This window comes from Winogradskyella psychrotolerans RS-3 (genome assembly GCF_000427335.1).
Classification (GTDB): domain Bacteria; phylum Bacteroidota; class Bacteroidia; order Flavobacteriales; family Flavobacteriaceae; genus Winogradskyella; species Winogradskyella psychrotolerans.
On sequence record NZ_ATMR01000041.1, the window covers coordinates 1 to 3481 of the forward strand.

At 36.5% G+C, this 3481-nt stretch carries 2 protein-coding genes; both read left to right on the plus strand.

Annotated elements, in window-relative coordinates; all coding sequences use genetic code 11:
- Window positions 1-2423, plus strand: a 2423-nt coding sequence (locus tag ADIWIN_RS03480) for a T9SS type B sorting domain-containing protein (protein ID WP_040756462.1), incomplete at its 5' end; no start/stop codon positions are given.
- A 6-nt stretch (window positions 2424-2429) separates the two neighbouring features.
- The gene (locus tag ADIWIN_RS03485; protein ID WP_020897600.1) at window positions 2430-3443 is read left to right on the plus strand and encodes a PorP/SprF family type IX secretion system membrane protein; all 1014 of its coding nucleotides are present in this window, start codon (window positions 2430-2432) and stop codon (window positions 3441-3443) included.
- Window positions 3444-3481 lie beyond the last annotated feature (38 nt).

The window sequence follows — 3481 nt, forward strand, 5'->3', positions numbered from 1 at the left end:
ATGATAACCCAATCACAGGATTGTATACCAACATTGTAGCGAATAACCAAATGATTTTTGTGCGTTCAGAAAACACCTTAACCGGCTGTTTTAGTTTAACTGCAAATACACTAGAATTAATTGTATTACCATCACCAGAAGTGCCAACAAGTATAGAATCTTACACTATATGTGATACCGATGATAATGGAATCACCCAATTTGATCTTACCACTAAAGATGATGAGATTTTAAACGGTCAAGACCCATTAGAAGTTGTATTGACTTACCATGTTAGCGAATTAGATGCTGTAAGTGGAAACAATCCTATTATCAATGTTGGTAATTATACCAATAACGCAAATCCACAAATCATTTATGTGCGTTTGTTTAATCCAACCACAGGTTGTCAGGATACAGGGCTATTTGAATTAGAAGTTAATTTACCCCCAGTAGCCGTACAACCCACACAATTGAGTGTGTGTGATGACTTAGGTGAAACACCAGGAGATGAGTTCACGTCCTTTGATTTAACAGTGAAGGATAATGAAATCACAGGAGGTAATGCAAGTTGGTCTGTAGCGTATTATGAGACCAATGCCGATGCACAATCTCAGACGAATGTGATACCAGATCCAACACAGTATACCAATACGTCTATAAACGGATTAGGTGCTAATCCACAAACGCTTTATGTCGTCGTTACCGATACGGATACAGGTTGTGTAGATTTTGCAACATTAACGATACGCGTATTGCCAAATCCAACACCAACACCAAGCGATCAATTACCAAACTTAGAGTTGTGTGATGACGTTAACACCGGAGATGGAGTAGAGGTTTTTGATCTTACGGAAAATGAAATACTCATTCTTAATGGAGAAGCCGGAGTGACGGCAAGCTACTATGAGAGTTTAGACGATGCCAACTCAGCAAGCAATGTGATACCAGACCCAATGCAGTATAGCAACACGGAAACACCAGAGCAAGAGATTTATGTAAGGGTGACCAATAATGCTACTGGCTGTTATGCATTAGTTGATTTTACAATCATAGTGCATCCATTACCAGCAGTTGTGGCCGTAACGGATTTTATACAATGTGAATTAAATACCGATGGCTTTGATAGTTTTGATTTAACCACTAAAGACGACGAAGTTTTAAATGGTCAAGATCCAACGCAATTTATAGTGAGCTATCACGATAATTTAGTTGATGCCGAAGCTGGTATGAATGGTTTAGTAAGTTTGTACTCAAACACAAACAACCCACAGCAGATATTTGTGACCATTACAAACAATGTAACAGGATGTTCAATTAGCACACAAAGCTTTAATATCGAAGTGCAAGAAGCAGCACAAGCTAATCCAAACATGGCACCAATTCTTTATGAAACCTGTGATGATGAGATGGAAACTGATGGAGATCCAACCAATGATAGTGCACAGTTCGATTTAACCACCAGGGATGCAGAAGTTTTAGACGGTCAAGATCCACTAAACTATATGGTAACCTATTATGAAACGCAAGACGATGCGGACTTAAAGGTAAATCCATTACCAACACTCTATGAAAATACAGTTAACCCACAAGTTATTTATGCACGAGTAGATAATGATACACCAGATGGTACCACAGGCAATGATACCTCTATATGTTATGCCGTAGCAGAAGTTACTTTACAAGTTAATCCGTTACCAGAATTTGATTTAGAAGAGACGTATATCCTATGTTTAAATACTAATGGTACTGAAACATTAGACCCACTAGTGATAGATACAGGTTTATCAGCAACGGACTATAGTTTTGAATGGAGTTATAACAATACTGTTATACCAGGGGTAACAGGTCCAAGTATCACGCCAGCAGAAGGAGGAAGCTATAGTGTCTTAGTAACTGACATGAGCACATCAACGGTAACCAATTGTACTAATTTTGATACTACAGACGTTATAGAGAGTGAACCACCAAGTTTAACTATAGAACTCTTAACACCAGCTTTTGCAGATAATCACAGTTTAGAAGCTATAGCCATAGGAATAGGTGTTTATGAATACAGTTTGGACGGAGGTCCATGGCAAGATGACAACATCTTTACAGGGTTGTCAGCAGGAGACCATGAGATCACGGCAAGAGATAAAAATGGTTGTGGATTAATAACAACCTCAAGGTTTATTATCGACTATCCACTGTTTTTTACGCCCAACGGAGATGGAAATAATGAAACTTGGAACATTGAAGGTGTTGGAAGTAATGCAAAAATTTATATATTTGACCGGTACGGAAAATTATTAAAGCAGTTAAGTCCCGATGGAAATGGTTGGGATGGAACGTTTGGTAATGAAGCTATGCCAACGAGTGACTACTGGTTTACAGTAGAGTACGACGAACCAAGCAACGGAGTACGTAAAGAATTTAAAGCCCATTTTACCTTGAAACGATAAAAAATTATGAGATTAAAAAAGTATTGTTTAGTAGCATTTATAGCTTTTATGGCGAATTTTAGCTTTGCCCAAGAAGGTATTCCTATTTATTCTGATTATTTAACAGATAATTATTATCTAATTCACCCTTCTATGGCAGGTGTCGCAAATTGTGCGAAGGTGAGATTGACAGCAAGACAACAATGGTTTGGTGTTGATGATGCTCCGAGCTTACAAACTTTAAGTATGAATGGAAGAATTGGGGATTCACCTGTTGCTATTGGAGGTGTTCTTTTTAATGACTCTAATGGATATCATTCTACTGTAGGTGGATACGCAACATTTGCTTATCACTTAATGTTTTCAAGAAATGAGATTGATTTAAATATGTTGTCATTTGGTTTGAGTGCTGGATTTTTACAATATAAATTAGATGAAACAAGTTGGTTAGCGCCAGGTGAATTTGATGCAGCTGTTGCAGGAATTGAACAAAGTGCTACAAACTTTAACATTGATGTAGGTTTTTCTTATCATTTCGTAGATTTCTATGCGCATTTTACAGCTAAGAATATTTTAGATAATGATGGTGTAAATTATAATCAAAATGGAGAATTCGAATTTAAAAACTTAAGAACTTATTTATTGTCTTCTGGTTATACGTTTAGTCAATATGGAAGTGAGTGGAGTTACGAACCTTCTATCATGTATATGTACAGAGATGCAACGGCTGAATCTTCAATTGATATAAATGCTAAAGTTTATAAGGAAATGGATTTTGGTAAAGTTTGGGGTGGATTATCTTACAGACGTAGTTTAGATGGTGCAGAGTTCCAAGATGGATCTGGTGTTAGTAGTCAAAAATCACAATACATCACTCCATTTTTAGGAGTAGATTATAATAATTTTGTGTTTGCATATACGTATTCATACCAAGCAAATACGGTGAATTTTAATACAGGTGGTTTTCATCAATTAACACTTGGTTTCAATTTTAACTGTAGAAGAGAGAAATATGAGTGTAACTGTCCTGCAGTAAACTAATAAAAATATCAACAAAAAAAAGAGGCTCAATTTTCATT

What these genes read in the sequence shown, in the direction of transcription:
- ADIWIN_RS03485 (WP_020897600.1), top strand. Translation starts at nt 2,430, where the DNA reads ATGAGATTAAAAAAGTATTGTTTAGTAGCATTTATAGCTTTTATGGCG.